This window comes from Polaromonas sp. P4_F9 (assembly GCF_056401235.1).
Genome location: NZ_JBFUJT010000010.1, coordinates 148,271 through 170,684, shown reverse-complemented (window position 1 = coordinate 170,684; position 22,414 = coordinate 148,271). Strand labels below are relative to the sequence as shown.

Genomic DNA, 22,414 nt, shown 5'->3' with positions numbered 1-22,414 from the left:
ACACCAGTGATTTCACTGTAGGACGGCGCACCCGCCAGACACAAACTGCCTGATGGCGCCCGGATGGCGTCATTCGCCCGCGACAATTGGCCATGACTACTGCCCCCCCCCCGCCGCCTACACCGTCAAACTGGTCGACGCCCCCGGCCTGAGCGCCGCCCAGCGGAGCGCCGCCGAACTGCGCTTTCGCATGGCCCTTGAATTTGCCTTGGGCGGGCCCGATAGCGTGCTGCCCACGCTGCAGGCCTGCCTGCTCGTGCGCACACTCAACGAAAACTCGCCCCTTGAATCGCTAGCCGAGGCTGAGCAACAGGTCATCGCGCTGTGGGAAAAGGCTGAAGCCGATGCCATCGTGGCCGCGTTCAGGCCATTGGGCAAAAAGATGGGAGATGCGCGGTTTGAGATTCGCGGCTGAGGGCACATTGGTACCGGCTCATACCAATCCTCTCCAATCAGCAACTGCCCGAATGGCCGGTCCGGACCCACCACTCCCGGGTGTTTCAACTGCGGCGCGTTTCAACTACGGGTGCTTCAGGGCTCTGGCGTTCCGGTGTCCTGCAATCCACGCGTTAACTCCGCCCTCGCTACCGCGGCAAGTGCTTCGTACCTGGCCCGGAATGCATCGAGACTCCCCTCCTCCAGTTCCTCCAGATCGAGAAGAGCGTTATGCGCACCCTGGGTTGCACGAATGAGTTCATCGAGTTTCACCTGGATCGCCTCAGTATCCCGGTTCTGGGTGTTCTGAATCAGGAAGACCATCAAGAATGTGATGATCGTGGTGCCGGTATTGATGACCAATTGCCAGGTGTCACTGAAGCCGAACAGGGGCCCGGTCACGACCCAGACAGCGATGATGGCAACGGCAAGGACAAACACCCTCGGCCGGCCGCAAAAATGCGCCGCCACCTTCGCAAACCGGGAATACCAGGCGTGGTTATGCATACCGAGCCTCTCTTTCGGCGCCGGACGAATCCGGCAGGGCTTGCAAGCCGGGGGCTATCGGGCCAACAGGCTGGATAGAGATGCACTTGATGTCTGCATGCTGTATGGCCATGATCAATCCATGTGAAGGACGAGGGGCGAATCAATGTCAAGATTAGCACGCAGGATGGCGGCCGCACGCACGTGATTTCACGGCAGCCGGGAGAGCCTGACCCCCCTTGCCGTGAATCCTGACCAAGTGACCATGCAGTGCACATGCCCCGGCTGCGAGGCAAAATCGAAACTTCTGTGCCATGACCGACACCCAGCCCGCCACCACTACCCAGGAAGCATCGCTCACTGCGCCGCTCGGCCGCGCGCACGCCCGGCGCCTGCGCGAGATCTACCGCTCCGCCGGCTGGCCCTGCCAGGATGTGCTGGAAATTGAACTGCTGGCGGCCGGCCTGCTGCAGCGCATAGCCGGCCCGGCAGGCCATGAAACCTTGCGGGTCACCGATACGGGCGTGGCCTACCTCGCCGCCACCCTGGTACGCAACCGTGCGGCGTTGTCGAAGCACGAGGCACTGGTCGAGCGCGTGGCCTGCGAGATGGTGCGCGCGGGTCGCATCACCTGGCGTGGCCTCGGCCTGCGTGCGCAATTGCCTGCCGTTGGCGAAGGCGTGCCAGCGCGCTGGTGCATGGCACGCCCTGACGTGTTTTCTATCCGCAATACCTCGGTGCAGGAGTATGTGGACCCCATCGTGCACGAGGTCAAGGTCCATCGCGCCGACTTGCTGGGCGACCTTCGCCGCCCCGAAAAACGTGCCGCCTATCTGGACCTGGGCGGCGAATGCTGGTACGTGCTGGGCTGCGACGCCAAAGGCCGGCCCATTGGCACGGCCGATGAGATCCCGCTGGAGTGCGGCGTCATGGTGATGGAGGCCAATTGCCTGGCCGTCGCCCGCGCAGCGCCCCGGCGCTCACGACAGCCCTTGCCGCTGGGGGTATGGATGGCACTGGCCAAGGCTACGCCTGTGGCTGGATTAACCGATGATGAACAGGGAATGCTCGCGGATGCCGAGCGGAATTGAGACAGGAATTGAGACAAGTTCCGCTGCCGCTGAAGATCGGCCAGGGGAAAACGCAAAAACAACGGAGCCAGCAACAAAAATGAAAATGCCCCGCGATAGCGAGGCATTTCTTGAGGGACTGTTCCAGAATTTTCACTGCCGGAAAGCAGTTGCTTATTGATGCCTTTATGTCGTAAGGCAATCAACCCAATCAACCATTAACGCTTCCTGGAAGCAGCGGCGCCTGCACTGACAGCCTGCTTGGTCACGGCCGTGAAGTTGGCCTCAGCCAGTTCGACGGCCTTCTTTGCCGTTCCCTGGGCGGTTTCGATAGCGTTCTGGCTCACGTTCACAGCGCTCTTGAAAGCAGCAACAGCGGACTCGGTTCCAGCGGGGGCGTTCTTCGTCATATTTTCCACCGCGACGGCAAAAGCTTTTTTTGCTTCGTCCACCTTGGCTTCAAAAGCCTTGGTGAATACGGCTCCGGTTTCAGCGGCAACGCTGTAGACATGGTTGCCATAGGAAGCCGACTTCTCGGCCAGGGGCTGAAGCAAGCCGGTTTGCAGGGCCAGCAGCTGCTGCGCATCTTTGGCGCCCAGAGCGGCTCGCGCGTAGTTGAAAGACTCAGCCAAAGCAGCCTTGGAGGCCGCCAGGTTCAACTCGACCAGTTTTTCGAATCCGGCAAAAGTGTGGGTCGTCAGGCCTTCCAGGGCGTCGACGTTAGCCTGGTTGGTCGCGATGAGTTGTTCAGCTGTGTAGGTCATTGAAAGCTCCTGGGTTGATGGACGTTCTGGGCGTCTGCCCTGCATAAACCCGTTTCCGGTTATTTATGTTGCAGTGCAGCATGGACTCTATTATGGAGAAAACCAGAACATTCGCAAGTAATTTTGTTGCGCCGCAGCAAATTCTAGGGAGGCCGGTCTAGCTGTTGAATTGCAACAGCTTGTACTTGCGAAGGCGCAAAGCCACGGCGGGTGTCCTGACGTGCCATGACGCAGTGGCTGGGGGCGATGCGCCACAGCTTCCGGGGTGTCCCTGCGCAGCGGCTCATTGGGTTGGGCTTCTCTACGGCAAACCCTACTGTCGCAACCCTCCCCGCTCGGTTAACGTCCTCCACGGAGACAATAACCATGAAATCGCTCACCGGCCTCGATGCGACCTTCCTCTACCTGGAAACTCCCGAAATGCCCATGCATGTGGGCTCGCTGAACCTGTGTGAACTGCCGGCCGGCTTCAAGGGCAGCTTTCATAAAGAAGTCACCAGGCACATTGCCAAACGCATGCACCTGGCGCCAGTGTTCAGCCGCAAGCTGGTGTTCATGCCGCTGGACCTGGGTCATCCGCTGTGGGTTGAGGCTGACTCGGTGGACATCGGCTTTCACATTCGCCGCGCCGACGCCACGAAAAAAGGCGCTGCACCCATGACGCTGGCCGAGGTGCACAAGCTGTGCGCGCAATTGCATGGGGAGCTGATTGACCGCAACTTTCCGCTCTGGGAGTTTTATATTTTTGACCGCATCAAGCTGCCTGCCAGTCAGGGAGGCAAGATCGTGGCCGGTTTTTTCTCCAAAATCCATCATGCGGCCCTGGACGGAAAAGGCGGCGTGATGCTGGCCAACGCCCTGCTGGACGTCAGCCCGGTGCCACGTGAGGTGCCTCCGCCCGACCCCGGCCGCCGCCGCAGGCTGGAGGCTGATCTCAAGGTCGGCAAGATGATCGGCTCGGTGTTTTCCAGCTCGCTGGGCCAGTTGGTCAAGGTGGCCAAGTCATTGCCAGCGGCAGCCGGCACCTTCGGCCGCACGCTGGCCAAACAATCGCTTGGCAGTTCGGCCACCGGCGTGCGGCCGAAGATGCCGATGAAGCTGGCGCCGCCCTCGCCGTTCAATGCGGGCATAGGCTCGGGCAGGGTTTTCGTCACGGCCACCATTCCGCTGGCTGAATGCAAGGCCATGGGCAAGGCCGTGGGCGGCTCGTTTAACGACGTGGTGCTGTGGATCTGCTCGACCGCCCTGCGCGATTACCTCACGCAGCATCACAGCCTGCCCAAAAAATCCCTGGTGGCGGCCATGCCGGTCTCGCTGCGTGAAAATGGCGCCACCGACACGAGCAACCTGGGCAACCAGGTGAGCATGAGCCTGGTGGAGCTGGGCACGCACCTGGCGCATCCCCTCAAGCGCCTGAACGCCATCATGGCGTCCACAGGCAAGGTGAAAGACTCCCTGCAAAGCCTGAAAGGCCTGCTGCCGACCAACTACCCTTCGCTACTGGCGCCGTGGCTGGTGGGCGGCGCGGCCAGGCTGGCGCTGAATGCCTACGGCAAAAGCGGCCTGGCCAACCGCCTGCCGATGGTGGCAAACCTCGCGATTTCCAATGTACCAGGACCAGCGGTGCCCCTGTACCTGGCCGGCGCCCGCTTTCTGACCTTCCACCCGCTGTCCATCATCATGCATGGTCTGGCGCTCAACATCACCATCCAGACCTATGCCGGCCATGTTGATTTCGGCATCATTGGCGACAAGAAAGCGCTGCCGCATGCACAGGATCTGGCCAAGGCGATCGAAGCTGCTTTCGAGCAAGCGCAGGCATTGATGGTCGGTACAGCACCCGCTCCCGCTGCAACCCCAAGTGGGCCGCCGGCGGTAAAAACACCCGTAAAAACCCGCAAAACTGCCGTCCTGAACGTGACCAACGCAGCCAGGTTAGAGGAGCCTCCCTCTGGAAAAAGACGCAGACGCCCCGATACTGTTTCCATCCATAACAACACCAAAACGTCCAATGCTCCGAGCCATGGCAAGCACGTTCCGCAAAAAACCCACACCCCACGCATCCAGCGCACAACAACCCCCAAGCCAGCCAGGCCCGCATGACATTGCGCCGCCCAGCGCCTGGCTGCTGGCGCTGGAGTTGCGTGCTGTCTGGGAATTTGGCGCCCTGCTTCCCTCATGGCCGCTGCTGGCACGCGCGCCCGAGGGTGATGGCCATGCCGTGATGGTGTTTCCGGGCCTTTCTGCCAACGATGTCTCCACCGTGCCGCTGCGCCATTACCTGCAGTCGCTCAGCTACAAGGCCTGGGGCTGGGAGCAGGGTTTCAACCTGGGCCCGCGCGCCGGCGTGATTGACGAAGCCAAGGCCCAGCTCACGCGCACTTTTGAATCCACCGGTCGCAAGGTCAGCCTCGTCGGCTGGAGCCTGGGCGGCGTGTACGCGCGGGAACTGGCCAAGGAATTGCCTCACATGGTGCGCGGCGTGATCACATTGGGAACGCCCTTTTCCGCTTCACACAAATCCACCAACGCCTGGCGTATTTACGAACTGGCGAGCGGCCGCAGCATTGAGCGCGAAGCGGAAAACTACGACCTGCCCACCGCACCGCCGGTGCCAACCACCAGCATCTATTCGCGCACCGATGGCATTGTGGCCTGGCAAGGGAGCATTCAGTCGCCCTGCACGAGCAACCCTTACACCGAGAACATCGAGGTGGTGGCCAGCCACATTGGACTGGGAGTCAATCCCAGCGCCTGGTGGGCCATCGCCGACCGTCTGGCGCAGGCCGAGGGCCAGTGGCGCCCCTTTGCAGCAGAAGACAAAGGCCGCAGAGGCCGAATCCACGGCCTGATTTATCCCGATCCGGCACGCACCGCCTGAGCAGCCTTGCGGGCAGTCGCTGGCATCAAACAGGCGGCAGGTGGCGTCAGCCTGCGCCTACAACAACAGTTGACACCGTCTGCTAGCCGCGGGATGGCTGCGCGACCCAAAATGAATGGCCACGCACTTCATCGCGGAACATTCCATGGACCACACCATCACCAGCATGCAGCCTTGTATCGAGGCCTGTACCCACTGCCACCAGGTGTGCCTGCAGACGGCCATGACGCATTGCCTCCAGGTCGGCGGCAAGCACATCGACCCCGACCATTTCAGCCTGATGCTGACCTGTGCGGATATCTGCCAGACATCGGCCAATTTGCAGCTCAGCGGCTCTGAGTACGTGCCCAAACTTTGCGCCCTGTGCGCCGAAATTTGCGAGGCTTGCGCCACCAGCTGCGAAGCCATTGGCGAGATGGATGACTGCGTGCAGGCCTGCCGGAAATGCGCGGAATCCTGCGCCGGCATGGCCGTGGTGTGAAGTTGCCAGGCATCCTGACATCCCACCCTGGCGCCACGCGCTGAAAAGTCCGCAATGCGCCGGTTCGGACACCCCTGCCACGACCAGGCGCCATAAAAAAGCGCCTGCACAGTTCAGTGCAGGCGCTTTTTGCAAGATGTGTGCGGTGGTTTTTTGCTATCTTTTTTATAGCCATCCTGGATCTATCTGAAGTTGAAGAGGCAAGAGCACCAAAAAAGCGCCAGCCCCTTCAGCAATTTACCAGCCCCTGGCCTCAGGCCTTGTTCGCCTTGGCGTAGTTGGCAATGCCGTCGGTAATTTCCTTCTTCGCAGCCTCCGGGCCTTCCCATCCCTGCACTTTGACCCATTTGCCCTCTTCGAGGTCTTTGTAGTGCTCAAAGAAATGCGCGATGGTTTTCAGGCGCAGCGGGTTCATGTCTTCAGGCTTTTGCCAATGACTGTAGAGCGAGCACTTCTTGTCGATGGGCACGGCCAGCACCTTGCCGTCTTCGCCAGCCTCGTCGGTCATTTTCAAAATGCCGATCACGCGGCAAGTCACCACCACGCCGGGAATCAGCGGCACGGGCGTGATGACCAGTACATCCACCGGGTCGCCATCGCCGCTGATGGTTTTGGGCACATAGCCGTAGTTGGTCGGGTAGTGCATGGACGTGCTCATGAAGCGGTCGACAAAAATCGCGCCCGACTCCTTGTCGACTTCGTATTTCACCGGGTCAGCGTTCATCGGAATTTCGATGATCACATTGAAGGATTCAGGAACGTTTTTTCCGGGAGAAACTTTATCTAGGGACATGGTCGATTGATGTTGATAAAAAGAAAGGGAAAGAAAAGAACACGAAACGTTGCAGCAGGCGGTGTTGGCTGAGGGAGTCAACCGCTGGATTTAGCTACTCAGGATTTACCCTCATTTTACTGATTCATACCTTACGGGTCGTCAATTTGTCATGTTTTGGCAGTAAATTGCGCGAGTTGGCCAATCGTCTCCAAGCATGTTGGAAGCAGCGAGGAAGCAACGCAGCGGGGGTTTCACACCACACTAGCGTTGCTACCCCCTCCAAGCGAAAAACAAGGAGATCTCTATGACAGGCAACTCAGCGCTCATTCTTGCGCTCGTCTGCGGGCTTATTGCCGTGGGGTACGGCATCTGGGCACGCAGCTGGATTCTTTCCCAGGACGCCGGCAATGCACGCATGCAGGAAATTGCGGCCGCCATCCAGACCGGCGCCGCGGCCTACCTGGCCCGGCAGTACAAAACCATCGCGATTGCTGGCGTGGTCCTGGCCCTGCTGATCGGCTTCTTCCTGGATGGGAAAACCGCCATCGGCTTTGTGATCGGAGCCGTGCTGTCAGGGGCCTGCGGCTTCATCGGCATGAATGTATCGGTGCGTGCCAATGTACGCACCGCACAGGCCGCCACCCGCGGCATAGGCCCGGCACTCGACGTCGCCTTTCGCGGCGGCGCCATCACCGGCATGCTGGTGGTCGGTCTCGGCCTGCTGGGTGTGACCTCCTTTTACTGGTTCCTGGTGGGCAACGGCAACTACACGCCCGACCGCAAGCTGGCTGAATTGCTCAACCCGCTGATCGGCCTGGCCTTCGGCGCTTCGCTGATCTCGATCTTCGCCCGTCTGGGCGGCGGCATTTTCACCAAAGGCGCTGACGTCGGCGCCGACCTGGTGGGCAAGGTCGAGGCCGGCATTCCCGAAGATGATCCGCGCAACCCGGCCGTGATCGCCGACAACGTGGGCGACAACGTGGGCGACTGCGCCGGCATGGCTGCCGACCTGTTTGAAACCTACGCGGTGACGCTGATTGCCACCATGGTGCTGGGCGCCCTGCTGGTGGCGGCTGCCCCGCTCAACGCTGTGGTCTACCCGCTGGCACTCGGTGCCGTGTCCATCGTGGCGTCCATCATCGGCTGCTTCTTCGTCAAGGCTTCGCCCGGCATGAAGAACGTGATGCCGGCGCTGTACAGGGGCCTGGCCGTGGCCGGCGTGCTGTCGCTGATCGCCTTCTACTTCGTCACGATGTGGCTGATGCCTGACAACGCGATTGCCGCCTCCGGCACGCAGATACGCCTGTTCGGCGCCTGCGCCGTCGGCCTGATACTGACCGGTGCGCTGGTCTGGATCACCGAGTTCTACACCGGCACGCAGTACTCGCCGGTGCAGCACATCGCGCAAGCGTCCACCACCGGTCACGGCACCAACATCATTGCGGGCCTGGGTGTGTCCATGCGTTCCACCGCGTGGCCGGTGCTCTGCGTCTGTATCGCCATCATGACGGCCTATTCGCTGGCCGGGCTGTACGGCATTGCCACCGCAGCCACCGCCATGCTGAGCATGGCCGGCATTGTGGTGGCGCTGGACGCCTATGGCCCGATCACTGACAACGCCGGCGGCATTGCCGAAATGTCCAAATTGCCCGCCAGCGTACGAGAGATCACCGACCCACTGGATGCGGTGGGCAACACCACCAAGGCCGTGACCAAGGGCTACGCCATCGGCTCGGCCGGCCTGGCCGCGCTGGTGCTGTTTGCCGACTACACCCACAAGCTGGAAGGCTATGGCAACGCCATCAGCTTTGATCTGAGCGACCCGATGGTGATCGTGGGCCTGTTCATCGGCGGCCTGATCCCCTACCTGTTCGGCGCCATGGCGATGGAGGCCGTGGGCCGCGCCGCCGGCTCGGTGGTGGTGGAAGTGCGCCGCCAGTTCCGCGAGATCAAAGGCATCATGGAAGGCACGGCAAAGCCCGAGTACGGCAAGGCCGTGGACATGCTGACCACCGCGGCGATCAAGGAAATGGTGATCCCGTCGCTGCTGCCGGTGGTGGTGCCGATTCTGGTCGGCCTGGTGCTGGGCCCCAAGGCGCTGGGCGGCATGCTGATGGGCACCATCGTCACCGGCCTGTTCGTGGCGATCTCGATGTGTACCGGCGGCGGTGCCTGGGACAACGCCAAGAAATACATTGAAGACGGCAACCATGGCGGCAAAGGCTCGGAAGCGCACAAGGCCGCCGTGACCGGCGACACCGTGGGCGACCCCTACAAGGACACCGCTGGTCCGGCCGTGAACCCGCTGATCAAGATCATCAACATCGTGGCGCTGCTGATCGTGCCATTGATGATGAAGTTCCATGGCGGACCGGCCAACGCAGCGCCGGTCATGCCGGTGGCGGCGCCTGCAGCAGTGTCTGCGCCAGCTCCGGTGACGCCTGCACCAATGGCGGCCATACCCATGGCTCCGGCAGTGCCAGCTGCACCAGCATCCAAATAAGGTGTCTTGCGCATCAAGAGCCCGCCTCGGCGGGCTTTTTTATTGCCCGGTTTCAATAATGAATGACGATTTCTGGCGTCATGACACTTTTGACTCAAAACCAGCGTCGCGAGGATGAAACGGCCAATCGATCCAGCCGTTGGCGGCGCCTGCAGCCCTGCCAGTTCCACGCGCCCGCTATCACCTCTACCTCTGTTAAACGACCAAACACCCCATGCCCAAAAGCAAGCCACCAGCTTCGGCAGTGCTTCGTACAAGCTGCGGTCAATGACCGCAATGCCAGCATGAGCGGACTTGCCTTGGTGGACTTTGCGAGACTTCGCGGGCCGGGACGATTACCACCCGCCCCTCCACCTTTTCAACGCCATTTTTTCTCCAGGGCAAGTGTTTATACTAATGTCCCCGCCAATTGTTAGCGCTAACATATAGCACAAACTGCCAGCAATTGAAGCGTCCGCCCGTCCCGATCAGGGCACTTTTTCTTTCAATTTAGCCATCCAAACCATTACCCTGCCCATGAAAACCCTGCAATCTTTTACAGCCCGCACAGGCGAACCCCTTGGCGCGCCTCTGCCCGCAACCACGCCGGAGCAGGTCGATGCCGCCGCGGCCGCTGCCCACGCGGCCTTTGCCAGCTGGTCAGCCAGCACCGGCAACACCCGCGCGGCGCTGCTGCGTGCGCTTGCCGCCGCGCTGGAAGCTGACCGGGAAGACCTGGTCGCCGTGGCCGACGAGGAAACCGCACTGGGCCCGGTGCGGCTCAATGGCGAACTCGACCGCACCGCCTTCCAGTTGCGCCGCTTTGCCGATATTGCCGAGCGCGGCGTGCCTTTTGCCACCACGGATGATCCCGCCGTGGCCGGCCCCCCGCCCGCCGGTCACCCGGCCATGGTCCGCCTGCGCGTGCCGCTGGGCCCTGTCGCCATGTTCTCGGCCAGCAATTTCCCCTTCGCGTTCTCGGTGCTGGGTGGCGACACCGCTTCGGCACTGGCCGCCGGTTGCCCGGTGGTCGTCAAGGCCCACTCGGGCCACCTGGTGCTGTCAAACCGGGTATTTGGCCTGGTCCAGCAAGTCCTCAAGGCCCAAAACCTGTCCGCCGGCCTGATAGGCATGATCCAGGGCGGTGGCTCCGATGTGGGTGTGCGCCTGGTGCGCCACCCGGCGATGGCCGCTGGCGCCTTCACCGGCTCGACGCGCGGCGGCGCGGCCTTGCAGGCCGAGGCCAACGCCCGGCCACGCCCGATTCCGTTTTATGGCGAACTGGGATCGACCAACCCCGTTGTCGCCCTGCCCGGCATCCTTGCCGCGCGCGGAGCCGAACTGGCCGGCGTGCTTGCCGGATCGATTTCGCTCGGATGCGGCCAGTTCTGTACCAGCCCCGGCGTGATTGTTCTGCTCAAGGACCCGGCCAGCGATGCGTTTGTGCAGCAGCTGACCAGCGCCCTGGCCACACAAAAACCCCATGCCATGCTGACCCCGGGCATGCGCAGCGCCTTCGATGCCGGCGTAGCCCACATGGCCTCCGCCGGTGCGCAGCCCCTGCTGCAGGAAGCCGGCAACGCCGAGGCGCCGCGTCCCTTTCTTGCCCAGGTGGACGCCGTCAATTTCATCGCCAAAACCGAGTTGCGCGAAGAAGTGTTCGGCCCTTCCAGCCTGATCGTGCGTGCCGATTCCGTCGCGCAGGTGCTCGACGTACTGCACGCCGTGGCTGGCAGCCTGACGGTGACCCTCTGGGGTGCAGACGACGACAACGCCGACACCCGCGCACTGGTGCGCGGCGCCACAGCCATTGCGGGACGCGTGCTGTTCGCCGGTGTGCCCACAGGTGTGGCCGTCACGGCCGCGCAGCAGCACGGTGGCCCATGGCCTTCGTCGACCCAGCCCATGACCACCTCCGTGGGTGACGCGGCGATGGAGCGCTTTCTGCGTCCCGTGGCCTTGCAAGACGCGCCAGCCTGGTTGCTGGCACGCAAGGGACAGCCATGCTGAACCATATCGTGATGTTCCGCCGCAAACCGGACGTCACGGCCAATACCGGACTGGAGGCCTCGCTGGTCGAACGCATGGACGCTCTCGGCACGCAGATTGCCGGCATCCGGAGCTGGAGGCTCAGCGCCAACGAGCTGGACCGGCCCATTTGCTGGGGTTACGTGCTCGAATCGCAATTTGACGACGCAAGCGCGCTGAACGAGTATCTGTTCCACCCATTGCACTAGGCACTGATAACCGACCTCAAGCCCTACTTTGAATGGGCGGCGGTGGATTACACGCTGTGAACCCCGAGACCCAAGGACCCCAAGGACCGACATGACCAAAAAAACCTACGAATCGCTGCGCAGTGCCCGCTGGTTCGCCCCCGACGACGTGCGCTCTTTCGGCCACCGGTCGCGCGTGATGCAGCTGGGCTACGGCCCCGAGGACTGGGTCGGCAAGCCGGTGATCGCCATCGTGAACACCTGGAGCGACATTGGCACCTGCCACGGCCACTTCAAGCAGCGTGTGGAAGACGTCAAGCGCGGCGTGCTGCAGGCGGGCGGTTTTCCGATTGAGCTCCCGGCGATCTCGCTGTCGGAATCCATCGTCAAGCCCACCACCATGCTCTACCGCAACATGCTGGCCATGGAGACCGAAGAGCTGCTGCGCAGCCACCCGATCGACGGCGTGGTGCTGATGGGCGGCTGCGACAAGACCACCCCTGGCCTGCTGATGGGCGCCATGAGCGCGGGCATGCCATGCATCTACCTGCCGGCCGGCCCCATGCTGAGCGGCAACGTCAAGGGCAAGGTGCTGGGCTCGGGCTCAGACACCTGGAAATACTGGGACGACCGGCGCGCCGGCAAGATCAGCGCGGCCCAATGGCTGGAAGTCGAAGGCGGCATTGCCCGCAGCCACGGCCACTGCATGACCATGGGCACGGCCAGCACCATGACGGGCATTGCCGAGGCCTGCGGCTTCACGCTGCCAGGCGCATCGTCCATTCCCGCGGTGGATGCCAACCACATCCGCATGGCGAGCGAATGCGGCCGCCGCGTGGTCAGCATGGTCTGGGAAGACCTGACCCCGGCCAGGATGCTCAGCCGCGCCTCGTTTGAAAACGCCATCGTGATCGCCATGGCCATGGGTTGCTCGACCAACGCCATCATTCACCTGGTGGCCATGTCGCGCCGCGCCGGCGAGCACTGCGCCGTGGGCCTGGACGACTTCGATGCCGCCAGCCGCAAGGTGCCCGTGATCGCCAATATCCGGCCCAGCGGCGACACCTACCTGATGGAAGACTTCTATTTCGCGGGTGGCATGCGCGGCATGATGAGCCGCTTGACCAGCCATCTGAAGCTGGACGCGATGACGGTCAGCGGCCGCACCCTGGGCGAAACACTGGAAGGTGCCGAGGTCTACAACGACGACGTGATCCGCACCCTGGACAACCCGATTTACGCCGAAGGCGCGCTCGCCGTGTTGCGCGGCAACCTGGCGCCCGGTGGCTGCGTGATCAAGCCCAGCGCGTGCGCCCCGAAGTTCCTGAAGCACACTGGCCCGGCCCTGGTGTTTGACGACTACCCCTCCATGAAGGCAGCCGTTGACGACGAGAACCTTGACGTCACAGAAAACCATGTCATGGTGCTGCGTAACGCCGGCCCGCAGGGCGGCCCGGGCATGCCCGAGTGGGGCATGTTGCCCATTCCCCTGAAGCTGGTGAAACAGGGCGTGAAAGACATGGTGCGCATTTCAGACGCCCGCATGAGTGGCACCAGCTACGGCGCATGCATCCTGCATGTGGCGCCTGAAGCCTACATCGGCGGTCCGCTCGCACTCGTCAAAACCGGCGACCTGATCTCGGTGGACGTGCCGGGCCGGCGCATTCACCTGGAAGTCAGCGACGAAGAACTCGCGCAGCGCCGGGCCGCCTGGACGCCACTGCCCAAACGCTATGAACGCGGCTACGGCTGGATGGCCGCGCGCCATATCCAGCAGGCCGACCAGGGCTGTGATTTTGATTTTCTGGAAACCTCGTTTGGCGCGCCGGTGGGCGAGCCCGACATTTACTGACACGACCTGACAAGAACCAACACGAAGTGATAGGAAAGACTCCCATGACCCTCAAAGCCGAAACCCGCGACAAGCTCAAAACCGTCAGCACCGCCACGCTGTGCACGGCGCTCTTCAAGCGCGGCCTGCGCAACCAGTTCATCCAGGACGTGCACCCGCTCAACGCCAACCTGCCGAACATGGTGGGCGAAGCCTTCACGTTGCGCTACATCCCGGCGCGCGAAGACCTGAACCCCATCACGGTATTCCAGAACCCCAAGCACCCGCAGCGCGTGGCGGTCGAGCAATGCCCCGAAGGCGCGGTCCTGGTGATTGACAGCCGCAAAAATGCCCGCGCCGCATCGGCCGGCTCCATCCTGATCACCCGCCTGATGGTGCGCGGCGCTGCCGGCATCGTTACCGATGGCGGCTTTCGGGATTCGCCGGAGATTGCGGCGATGCCGTTTCCCACCTATCACCACCGCCCGTCGGCGCCGACCAACCTCACGCTGCACCAGGCGCTGGACATCAATGTGCCCATTGGCTGCGGCGACGTGGCGGTGTTTCCAGGCGACGTCATCGTCGGCGACAAGGAAGGTGTCTTTGTGATTCCGGCCCACCTGGCCGACGAAATTGCCGACGAGGCGGTGGAGATGACCGCCTTTGAAGACTTCGTCTCCGAGGAAGTCCTGAAGGGCCGCCCCATCATTGGCCTGTATCCGCCCACCGAGCAGCAATCGAAGGACGACTTCGTCGCCTGGCGCAAGGCCAGGGGGCGATAAAGCACTACTCCTGCACAAAGTACTCCGGGTACCGCTCGCTGATGGCATCCACAAAACGCAGCGGCGAGCGGATGTGCAGCAGCATCAGTTCACGCGCCTTGGCGCGGTCGCCGGCCACAATCGCACGCACCAGCTGCCGGTGCTGCTCGATGGCGATCCGGTTGCCGCCCAGTTCCGGGATGGCGATGTGGCGGATCCGGTTCATGCCCGTGCGTGCCAGCATCAGCGGATTCCAGGCATGCGGATGACGCGCCAACACGAGTATCTGGTAATGCAGGTCTTCGTCCGCTTTCAGGTGGCCCCCAAAGTCCTTCTGGTCTGAAGCCGCAATCTGCCGCTCCAGCACTTCATGCAGCTTCTTGCGCTCCGCCAGTGGCGCCTCGCAGGCCAGTTCCGCCGCAAGGCATTCAATGGCCTCGCGCACAAAGATGGCATCTTCAATGCGCGCCCGACTCAGCCGCGTGACAAAGGTTCCGCGCTGCGGCGTGACCTCCAGCAGGCCTTCGCCCACCAGGCGGCGAAACGCATCGCGCACCGGTGCCCGGCTCACGCCCAGCTCCTCCGACACCGCCAGTTCCGACAACGCCATGCCCGGTGTGAATGAGCAGTTGAGGATCGCCGTGCGGATGCTTTCATAGGCTTCCTGGCTGATCATTCCCCGGCCGCCTGACCGGTCAGTCAATGCGGAGTTGGCAGGGATTTCAGGGAGGTGCAGTCGTGAGCGGGCCATGGGGCGAGTTTACTGTTTGGATTTCCGTAGTATTCTGGCATACTAGAATACTACAAAGAAATTTCGGCGCAACAACCCGATAAACCGCCCATCCGCCCAAAACGGACAGGGCCTACCCACCGCGAGGAGACACCATGAAACACTTACTGTCCGCCCTGCTCACCACACTGGTCGCGTGGTCTGCTGCGCCCACCCAGGCGCAAGCGCCTGCTGCGCAGCCCTTTCCCACCCGGCCCGTCACGGTGGTCGTGCCCTTCCCGCCGGGCGGCGGCACCGATGTCGGCGCCCGTCTCGTGGCCCAGAAACTATCGGTCAAATGGGGGCAGCCGGTGCTGGTCGACAACAAGGCCGGCGCCTCCGGCATGGTCGGCGCTGATGTCGTCGCCAAGGCCAAACCGGACGGCTACACACTGCTGGCCGGCAACGTTGGCACGCAGTCGGTCAACCCTTCGCTGTACAAAAAAATGGCCTACGACCCGGACAGGGCGTTCGCCCCCATCAGCATGATTGCCGAGCTGCCGCTGGTGCTGCTGATCACGCCGTCCCTGCCCTACCAGTCGGTCCGGGACCTGATGGCCGCTGCCAAATCGGAGCCCGGAAAGCTCAGCTACGCCAGCTCCGGCAGTGGCGGCGCGCCTCACCTGGCGGCCGAAATCTTCAGGAAGTCCGGCGGCCTCAGCATGCTGCACGTGCCCTACAAAGGCGGTGGCCCCGCCGTGACCGACCTGATGGCCGGCCACGTCGACATCCTGTTTGCCACGGTGCTGGAGTCGATCGGACACCTCAAGTCGGGCAAGCTGCGCGGCTTGGCGGTCAGTTCCGCCAGCCGCTCGCCCGCCCTGCCCGACATGCCCACCGTGGGTGAAAGCCTGCCGGGCTTTGACACCGGATCCTGGATCGGCATGCTGGCCCCGGCAGGCACGCCACCCGCACTCGTGGAAAAAATTTCTGCCGATGTCCGCGAAGTGCTGGCGCAACCCGATACCCGCCAGACCCTGATCATGCAGGGGGCTACACCCCTGGGGCTCACGCCCGCGGCCTTCCAGGCACGCATCGATGCAGACCGGCAGCGCTACGGTCGCATCATCCGCGACAGCGGCATCTCGATCGAATAGAGCAAAACTCAAAAGCCCAAAAGTTTCAACCCCAATACCCACCCGCAACCCACAACCCATCCATAGGCCGAGAAATCAACATGAACAAGCTTTTTACAGCCATCGCCGTCACCGTCACCGCCCTGTCTGTCAGCGGCGCACTGAATGCGCAAACCTTTCCCAGCAAATCCATCACCATCGTCGTACCGGCTTCCCCCGGAGGCGCCATTGACCTGGCGGCGCGGTTGATCGGCCAGAAGCTGACAGAATCCACCGGCCAGCCGGTGGTGATTGACAACAAGGCCGGCGCCACGGGCATCATCGGCACCGACTTCGTGGCCAAGTCGGCCCCCGACGGCCATACCCTGGCCCTGGTGGCCAGCAGCCATGCCATCAATCCGAGCATGAAGAAAGTGCTGCCGTTTGACACGCTCAAGAGCTTTGAACCGGTGGTGATCACGCACGTCGTGCCCCTGATGCTGGTGGTGTCGCCGACGCTGCCGGTCAAGACCCTGAAGGAACTGGTGGCCTATGGCAAAGCCAACCCCGGCAAGCTGTCTTTTGCATCCAGCGGCTTGGGCGGCGCGCCCCATTTCAGCGGCGAACTGTTCAAGACCATGGCCGGGATCGACATGGTGCACGTGCCTTACAAGGGCAGCACGCTGGCCCATCCGGACCTAATCAGCGGCCGCACGTCCCTGATGTTTGACACGGTGGCAGCCATCAACACCCAGGTCAAGAGCGACAAGGTCCGCGCGCTGGCCGTGACCACGGCCAGGCGGTCCGCTGTTGCCTCCGACGTCCCCACCATGGCCGAGGCGGGCATGTCGGGTTACGAGACCAGCACCTGGGGCGGCATCCTGGCGCCCGCCGGCACGCCCAAGGCAGTCGTCGCCAAACTGAACGCGGAAATCAACAAGGCCCTCAGCGCGCCGGACGTGCGCCAGCGCCTGCAGGAAGCCGGAATTGAAGTGGGCGGCGGTACGCCCCAGCAATTTGGCAGCTTCATCCAGTCTGAAATGGCCAAGTGGGCCAAAGTGGCCAAGGACGCCGACATCCAGCCCGAGTAAGGCCCGAATAGAGATAGCCTGAGGACTGATTTGTGAATCACAGCATGAACCACAACACCGCCCCGGCGAGCACCCAGCTACTGGCCAATGGCTCATGCGAGCCCACGGCTGCTGCGGAAGCGGCCGTGCTGCAAGCCATGCACGCACTGAGCCAGGCTTGCCTGGATGCCAGCCGGGCCGACCTTGCGGAACTCACCATGGCCAGCCTGACCTACAGCCACACCGATGGACGCATCCAGACACGTGAGGCGTTCATTGACGCGCTGGTCAACGGTCAGTCGGTCTTCCGCGGCATCAAGTTGCGCAATGCGTCCGTACAGCTGGCGGGCGAGATTGCGCTGGTGAGTCATCGCGCGCTCTACGACATCTTCAACCGGGGCGAGCCCGGCACGTCTGACGTACAGGTCAGCCAGATCTGGCAATTGGACGCCGGTGCCTGGCGCCTGCGGCTGCGCCAGGCCCGAAAAACCCAACCACTGACTGTTTGACTCCTTGACTCCCTCTTCCAAACCCATGAAACCCAGACTCCTCCAGCACGTAGCCATCCCCCCCCTGCTCGCCACCGAATTCAACACCCGCTACGACGCGCATCCCCTCTGGAAAGAAGCCGACCCCTCGGCCTTCCTCGCCCGACATGGCCATGAATTCACCGGCTACGTGACCAGCGCACGCTTTGGCGTGGACGATGCCACCTTGGCGGCCATGCCCAATCTCCAGGTGATTTCCAGCTTCGGCGTAGGCACTGAAACCCTGCCTCTGGAGGCCGCCCAGGCCCGCGGCATTGCGGTGGGCTACACACCGGATGTCCTGAATGACTGCGTGGCCGACACGGCTTTTGGCCTGGTGATGGATGTGGCGCGCCGCTTCAGCGCATCAGACAGGTTCGTGCGTGCCGGGCGCTGGCTGCAGGGCGCTTATCCGCTGGCCACGCGCGTCAGCGGCAAGCGGCTGGGCATTCTCGGGCTGGGCCGCATTGGCCAGGTCGTCGCGCGCCGTGCCAGCGGTTTTGACATGGAAGTGCGCTATCACAATCGTCGCCCCAATCCGGCGGTGGCCTACACCTATGAACCCTCCATCGAGTCACTGGCCCGTTGGGCGGACTTTCTGGTAGTCGTGAGCGCCGGCGGCCCCGAAACCCGTCACCTGGTATCGGCCAGCGTGCTGCGCGCGCTCGGCCCCGAAGGCTTCCTGATCAATGTGTCGCGCGGTTCGGTGATCGACGAAGACGCGTTGATTGAGGCGCTGGAGGCCGGCACCATCGCCGGCGCCGGTCTGGATGTGTATGCGGATGAGCCGCGCGTGCCAGAGCGATTGCTGGCGTTGGATCAGGTGGTGTTGCTGCCGCATCTCGCAAGCGCCACGAATGAGACACGCCAGGCCATGGCCAAGCTGGTGGTGGACAACCTGGACTCTTTTTACGCGACCGGCAAGCTACGGGCCAGCGTTCCCCTGCATATCTGAATCTGAACTTGCTCCCCGGTTTTCGCATAGCGGTTGCGAACGAGGCCGGCGCAGCGATGTGTACATTTTTGCAACGGGATGCACCGCCCCGGCAATAACCTATTGAGGTTTGACTGGGGGCATGTGCTTTTCACGCAAAATCATGCCCATGCAGCTCAATTACATTGCCAACGCGTCCATCCCTTCGTCCTCCGGTAAAACCATTCCCGTTCTCGACCCGTCCGATGGCCAGGTCTTTGACGTCATCCAGCGCAGCAATGCCTACGATATTGACATGGCTGTCAGCGGCGCACGCAGCTGCCTGGAACTGGTTTGGCGGCGCTTCAGCGCCGCAGAGCGTGGCCGGCTGCTGATGCGCCTGTCGGCCAAGGTGGCGCAGCATGCCGATGAGCTGGCACTGATCGAGCAGCGCGACTGCGGCAAACCCGTCAAACAGGCCAGGGCCGATGCGGCCGCGCTGGTACGCTACTTTGAGTTTTATGCCGGCGCCTGCGACAAGCTGCATGGCGAGACCATTCCCTACCAGGACGGCTACAGCGTGATGACATGGCGCGAGCCGCACGGCGTCACGGGTCACGTCATACCCTGGAACTACCCGATGCAGATTTTTGGGCGCAGTGTGGGCGGCGCATTGGCGGCCGGCAATGTCTGCGTCGTCAAGCCGGCTGAAGACGCCTGCCTGTCGCTCATCCGTGTGGCCCAGCTCGCGGCCGAGGTCGGCTTTCCCGCAGGGGCGATCAACATCGTGACGGGTTACGGCCATGAGGTCGGCGACGCGCTGGCCCGCCACCCCGGCATTGACCACATCAGCTTTACCGGCAGCCCGGCGGTCGGCACGCTGATCCAGCAAGTGGCGGCCGAGCGCCATTGCCCGGTAACACTGGAGCTGGGCGGCAAAAGCCCGCAAATCGTGTTTGCCGATGCCAACCTCGACGAGGCCATTCCCACGATCATCAACGCCATCGTGCAAAACGCCGGGCAAACCTGCTCGGCCGGCTCCCGCCTGCTGGTGGAGCAGGCCATCTACGAGCCCCTGCTGGAGCGGCTGGGGCAGGCCTTCGAAAACCTGCGTGTCGGCCCGGCCTCCATGGACCTGGACGTCGGCCCGCTGATCCGGCAAAGCCAGCAGCAGCGTGTGTGGGATTTTCTAAGCGACGCACAGGTCGCCAACATCCCCATGGTGGCGCAAGGCCAGATCGTGGAAGAAGCACCCGACACCGGTTTTTACCAGGCGCCCACCTTGCTGCGCGACGTGCCGGTAATGCACCGGCTGGCGCAGGAAGAGGTCTTTGGCCCGGTGCTGTGCGCCATGAGCTTCAACAGTGAAGACCATGCAGTTGAACTTGCCAACGCCACCCGCTTTGGCCTGGTGGCCGGCATCTGGACCCGCGACGGCGCCCGCCAGTTCCGCATGGCCAAGCGCGTCAAAAGCGGCCAGGTGTTCATCAACAACTACGGCGCCGGCGGCGGCGTGGAGCTGCCCTTTGGCGGCGTGAAGTCATCGGGTTATGGACGCGAGAAGGGATTTGAGGCGTTATATGGATTTACGACTTTGAAGACGGTGGCGGTGCGGCATGGTTGACATGCCTGCCCGGCCCAGCCTGGCAGATGCACTAAGCTCACGTATCAATAGAAACCTGGAGATCATCCCATGCGGGTCAAAGACAAATCCATCATCGTCACCGGCTCCGGCGGCGGTATTGGCGAAGGCATAGCCAGACGGCTGGCGGCTGAAGGCGCCAAGGTCATCGTCAATGACATCAACGTGGCAATGGGCGAAAAAGTGGTGGCCGCCATTGTCAAGGCCGGTGGTACCGCTTCCTTCTTTGCCGCCGACGTCACGAAATCCGAGGAAGTCAAGGCGCTAGTCGATGCGGCCCTGCAGCGCTACGGCAAGCTCGACGTGATGGTCAACAACGCGGGCTGGACGCACCGCAACCGGCCCGCGCTTGACGTGAGCGAAGAAGAGTTCGACAAGTGCTACGCCATCAATGTCAAAAGCATTTACCTGGCCACCATTCATGCCACGCCGGTGTTTCGCAGCCAGGGTGGCGGCAGCTTCATCAATATCGCCTCCACGGCTGGCGTGCGCCCGCGGCCGGGCCTGACCTGGTACAACGGCTCCAAAGGTGCGGTCATCACGACCTCCAAATCCCTGGCGGCCGAACTCGGGCCTGACAACATCCGGGTGAATTGCATCAACCCGGTGTTCAACCCCGATACCGGCCTGTCGGCCGAGTTTGCCGGCGGCCCGCTGGATGAAGAACGCCGGGAGCGGTTCCGCGCCAGCATCCCGCTGGGCCGCTTTTCCACGGCACTGGATGTGGCCAACGCGGCCCTCTACCTGGCCAGCGACGAGGCCGATTTCATCAGTGGCGTGTGTATCGAGGTGGACGGCGCGCGCTGTGTATAGAGCCCCCACGCTCGTATAAAGCCCCCACGCTCCCCACTGCGTGTGGTTCGCTGCCCCCCGAGGGGGCGCTGCGCCTGCGGCCCGGCAAAGCCGGTTCCGCGGCCCCTGCTGGGAGGAGAGCCCCATGCAAGGGCGGGACGGCCCGGCGGTCAATAACGCTCAGCGCCTGGGGATAAGGGCGGAACTTTTCCGCTTGGCCGGGCCAATGGAGTAAATTCTCCCTTTAGGCCCTTTATGCCTTTCACCATGACCGACAAAGTAATTCCCCTGGCAGATATCCGCTACGCAAGCCGCGTGCCGCATATCCCTGCCCGGCTGCAGGCCCCCACGGGCCTGCTGAGCGACACGCGGGGCCGGCCGCTGCACGATTTGCGCATCAGCGTGACGGACCGCTGCAACTTCCGCTGCAGCTACTGCATGCCGCGTGAGGTCTTTGACAAGGACTACGCCTTTTTGCCGCAGAGCTCGCTGCTGAGCTTTGAGGAAATTACCCGGCTGGCCAAAATTTTTGTGGCGCATGGGGTGGAGAAAATCCGGTTGACCGGCGGCGAGCCGCTGCTGCGCAAGCACCTCGAGGTGCTGATCGAGATGCTGGCAAAACTGCAAACACCGGACGGCAGGCCGCTGGACATCACGCTGACCACCAACGCATCGTTGCTTGCCAAAAAAGCGCAGTCGCTCAAGGATGCGGGGCTCCAGCGCGTCACGGTGAGCCTGGACGGACTGGACGATGCCACATTCCGCCGCATGAACGATGTGGACTTTCCGGTGGCCGACGTGCTCAAGGGAATTGAAGCGGCCCACAGGGTGGGCCTGGCGCCCCTCAAGATCAATATGGTGGTCAAGCGCGGCACCAACGATGCCGAGATTCTCCCCATGGCGCGGCATTTCCGCAACACGGGTGCGGTGCTGCGTTTTATTGAATACATGGATGTGGGCGCCACCAACGGCTGGCGTATGGACGAAGTGTTGCCGTCGGCGCAGGTGATTGAGCGCCTCCAGGCCGAATTCCCCCTGGTAGCCGTCAACCCGAACTACACCGGCGAGACCGCCGAGCGCTGGCGCTATGTTGACGGCGCGGGCGAAATTGGCGTGATCAGCAGCGTCACCCAGGCCTTTTGCAGCGACTGCAACCGGGCACGGCTGTCGACTGAAGGCAAACTGTTTCTGTGCCTGTTTGCCAGCCAGGGGCATGACCTGCGCGCCCTGCTGCGCGGTGGTTTTGCCGACGACCAGATCGCCGCGGCAGTAGGCCACATCTGGCAGGCCCGCACCGACCATTACTCGGAGTTGCGCGCTGCCATGCCGGCAGACACCAGCCCGTCGGATGGGACACCCAAGCGGGTTGAAATGAGCTACATCGGGGGCTAAAAATATATGACCCCCACGCTTTTCACTTCGTGTAATACGCTGCCCCCCGAGGGGGCTAATTTTCCTTGGAGC

21 protein-coding genes are annotated in these 22,414 nt (G+C 62.8%); 17 read left to right on the top strand and 4 right to left on the bottom strand.

Annotated features, from left to right (window positions below; translation table 11 throughout):
• The first annotated feature begins 52 nt into the window (after positions 1 to 52).
• Positions 53 to 415 (top strand): hypothetical protein, encoded by a 363-nt coding sequence (locus AC1DUB_RS11300; RefSeq protein ID WP_477716845.1) that lies wholly within the window; start codon positions 53 to 55, stop codon positions 413 to 415.
• A gap of 116 nt (positions 416 to 531) precedes the next feature.
• Here the strand turns inward: AC1DUB_RS11300 and AC1DUB_RS11295 are convergent, their stop codons facing one another.
• Positions 532 to 942, bottom strand: a complete 411-nt coding sequence (locus AC1DUB_RS11295; RefSeq protein ID WP_477729581.1) for a low affinity iron permease family protein — start codon at positions 940 to 942, stop codon at positions 532 to 534.
• Positions 943 to 1,235: 293 nt separating this feature from the next.
• On the opposite strand from AC1DUB_RS11295, the gene AC1DUB_RS11290 reads away from it, so the two are divergent.
• On the top strand, positions 1,236 to 2,012 hold the full coding sequence (locus AC1DUB_RS11290) for a hypothetical protein (protein WP_477729580.1): 777 nt from the start codon (positions 1,236 to 1,238) through the stop codon (positions 2,010 to 2,012).
• 197 nt (positions 2,013 to 2,209) lie between these two features.
• On the opposite strand, the gene AC1DUB_RS11285 is transcribed toward AC1DUB_RS11290, so the two are convergent.
• On the bottom strand, positions 2,210 to 2,755 hold the full coding sequence (locus AC1DUB_RS11285; protein WP_477717220.1) for a phasin family protein: 546 nt from the start codon (positions 2,753 to 2,755) through the stop codon (positions 2,210 to 2,212).
• A gap of 366 nt (positions 2,756 to 3,121) precedes the next feature.
• Between AC1DUB_RS11285 and AC1DUB_RS11280 the strand changes: the two genes are divergently transcribed.
• The 3 genes from AC1DUB_RS11280 (at position 3,122) to AC1DUB_RS11270 (ending at position 6,117) form a co-directional block, all read left to right on the top strand.
• On the top strand, positions 3,122 to 4,858 hold the full coding sequence (locus tag AC1DUB_RS11280; RefSeq protein WP_477729579.1) for a wax ester/triacylglycerol synthase family O-acyltransferase: 1,737 nt from the start codon (positions 3,122 to 3,124) through the stop codon (positions 4,856 to 4,858).
• The gene (locus AC1DUB_RS11275) at positions 4,779 to 5,636 is read left to right on the top strand and encodes an alpha/beta hydrolase (RefSeq protein WP_477729578.1); all 858 of its coding nucleotides are present in this window, start codon (positions 4,779 to 4,781) and stop codon (positions 5,634 to 5,636) included. The genes AC1DUB_RS11280 and AC1DUB_RS11275 overlap by 80 nt, the downstream gene beginning before the upstream one ends.
• 145 nt (positions 5,637 to 5,781) lie before the next feature.
• Positions 5,782 to 6,117 (top strand): four-helix bundle copper-binding protein, encoded by a 336-nt coding sequence (locus AC1DUB_RS11270; RefSeq protein WP_477716850.1) that lies wholly within the window; start codon positions 5,782 to 5,784, stop codon positions 6,115 to 6,117.
• Between the two features lie 253 nt (positions 6,118 to 6,370).
• Here AC1DUB_RS11270 and ppa read toward each other — a convergent pair whose 3' ends face one another.
• Positions 6,371 to 6,910 carry an inorganic diphosphatase gene (gene ppa / locus AC1DUB_RS11265; protein WP_477729577.1) on the bottom strand — a complete coding sequence of 180 codons (540 nt, stop codon included), beginning with the start codon at positions 6,908 to 6,910 and terminating at the stop codon, positions 6,371 to 6,373.
• A 286-nt stretch (positions 6,911 to 7,196) separates the two neighbouring features.
• Between ppa and AC1DUB_RS11260 the strand changes: the two genes are divergently transcribed.
• The 5 genes from AC1DUB_RS11260 to AC1DUB_RS11240 all read left to right on the top strand — a co-directional run bounded on the left by AC1DUB_RS11260 (position 7,197) and on the right by AC1DUB_RS11240 (position 14,203).
• Positions 7,197 to 9,395 (top strand): sodium-translocating pyrophosphatase, encoded by a 2,199-nt coding sequence (locus AC1DUB_RS11260; RefSeq protein ID WP_477729576.1) that lies wholly within the window; start codon positions 7,197 to 7,199, stop codon positions 9,393 to 9,395.
• Positions 9,396 to 9,911: 516 nt separating this feature from the next.
• Positions 9,912 to 11,384, top strand: a complete 1,473-nt coding sequence (locus AC1DUB_RS11255) for an aldehyde dehydrogenase (NADP(+)) (RefSeq protein WP_477729575.1) — start codon at positions 9,912 to 9,914, stop codon at positions 11,382 to 11,384.
• On the top strand, positions 11,378 to 11,611 hold the full coding sequence (locus AC1DUB_RS11250; protein ID WP_477729574.1) for a Dabb family protein: 234 nt from the start codon (positions 11,378 to 11,380) through the stop codon (positions 11,609 to 11,611). Before AC1DUB_RS11255 ends, AC1DUB_RS11250 begins: the two co-directional genes overlap by 7 nt.
• Positions 11,612 to 11,702: 91 nt before the next feature.
• Positions 11,703 to 13,442 (top strand): L-arabinonate dehydratase, encoded by a 1,740-nt coding sequence (gene araD, locus AC1DUB_RS11245; protein ID WP_477729573.1) that lies wholly within the window; start codon positions 11,703 to 11,705, stop codon positions 13,440 to 13,442.
• Positions 13,443 to 13,486: 44 nt separating this feature from the next.
• A complete protein-coding gene (locus AC1DUB_RS11240; protein WP_477729572.1) occupies positions 13,487 to 14,203 on the top strand; it encodes a ribonuclease activity regulator RraA in 717 nt (238 codons plus the stop codon).
• 4 nt (positions 14,204 to 14,207) lie between these two features.
• Here AC1DUB_RS11240 and AC1DUB_RS11235 read toward each other — a convergent pair whose 3' ends face one another.
• The gene (locus AC1DUB_RS11235) at positions 14,208 to 14,858 is read right to left on the bottom strand and encodes a GntR family transcriptional regulator (protein WP_477729571.1); all 651 of its coding nucleotides are present in this window, start codon (positions 14,856 to 14,858) and stop codon (positions 14,208 to 14,210) included.
• 209 nt (positions 14,859 to 15,067) lie between these two features.
• Between AC1DUB_RS11235 and AC1DUB_RS11230 the strand changes: the two genes are divergently transcribed.
• The 7 genes from AC1DUB_RS11230 (at position 15,068) to moaA (ending at position 22,342) form a co-directional block, all read left to right on the top strand.
• Positions 15,068 to 16,048, top strand: coding sequence for a Bug family tripartite tricarboxylate transporter substrate binding protein (locus AC1DUB_RS11230; protein WP_477729570.1), 981 nt, complete (start codon positions 15,068 to 15,070; stop codon positions 16,046 to 16,048).
• 80 nt (positions 16,049 to 16,128) lie between these two features.
• Positions 16,129 to 17,097 carry a tripartite tricarboxylate transporter substrate binding protein gene (locus AC1DUB_RS11225; RefSeq protein ID WP_477716858.1) on the top strand — a complete coding sequence of 323 codons (969 nt, stop codon included), beginning with the start codon at positions 16,129 to 16,131 and terminating at the stop codon, positions 17,095 to 17,097.
• 44 nt (positions 17,098 to 17,141) lie between these two features.
• Positions 17,142 to 17,585: a nuclear transport factor 2 family protein gene (locus tag AC1DUB_RS11220; protein WP_477716859.1), complete on the top strand. Its 444-nt coding sequence runs from the start codon at positions 17,142 to 17,144 to the stop codon at positions 17,583 to 17,585.
• A gap of 25 nt (positions 17,586 to 17,610) precedes the next feature.
• Positions 17,611 to 18,558, top strand: coding sequence for a 2-hydroxyacid dehydrogenase (locus tag AC1DUB_RS11215; RefSeq protein ID WP_477716860.1), 948 nt, complete (start codon positions 17,611 to 17,613; stop codon positions 18,556 to 18,558).
• A gap of 148 nt (positions 18,559 to 18,706) precedes the next feature.
• Positions 18,707 to 20,140 (top strand): aldehyde dehydrogenase family protein, encoded by a 1,434-nt coding sequence (locus AC1DUB_RS11210; protein WP_477716861.1) that lies wholly within the window; start codon positions 18,707 to 18,709, stop codon positions 20,138 to 20,140.
• Positions 20,141 to 20,209: 69 nt separating this feature from the next.
• Complete coding sequence (locus AC1DUB_RS11205; protein ID WP_477716862.1) at positions 20,210 to 20,971, top strand: SDR family oxidoreductase; 762 nt, start codon at positions 20,210 to 20,212, stop codon at positions 20,969 to 20,971.
• Between the two features lie 246 nt (positions 20,972 to 21,217).
• Positions 21,218 to 22,342 carry a GTP 3',8-cyclase MoaA gene (gene moaA, locus AC1DUB_RS11200; RefSeq protein WP_477716863.1) on the top strand — a complete coding sequence of 375 codons (1,125 nt, stop codon included), beginning with the start codon at positions 21,218 to 21,220 and terminating at the stop codon, positions 22,340 to 22,342.
• The last annotated feature ends 72 nt before the right edge of the window (positions 22,343 to 22,414 follow it).